Here is a 231-nt window from a genome sequence, read left to right as displayed (position 1 = left end):
CATGTCAAGGATAGCTTGTGCTTGATCATAGCTTAAGTTAAATTGTTCCATTAATCCATTTCTTGCAATCTCAGTGGTTTGTGAACCACGTATTAAAGCAATAATCTCATCTATGTGGTCAAGAGCTATACGTAAACCTTCAAGAATGTGGGCTCTTGCTTCCGCCTTTTTCAATTCAAAAGCTGTTCTGCGGCGCATTACTACTTTTTGATGCTCTAAATAATGGTATAG

At 37.7% G+C, this 231-nt stretch carries 1 protein-coding gene; it reads right to left on the bottom strand.

Features of this window, described 5'->3' with window-relative positions; translation table 11 throughout:
- Positions 1 to 231 (bottom strand): DNA gyrase subunit A (locus AOA62_RS29840; protein ID WP_143521953.1); only part of this gene is annotated, 231 nt, incomplete at both ends.

The organism is Pseudomonas sp. 2995-3 (assembly GCF_002742565.1).
Classification (GTDB): Bacteria; Pseudomonadota; Gammaproteobacteria; order Pseudomonadales; family Pseudomonadaceae; genus Aquipseudomonas; species Aquipseudomonas edaphica.
This window is presented reverse-complemented; position numbering and strand designations above follow the sequence as displayed.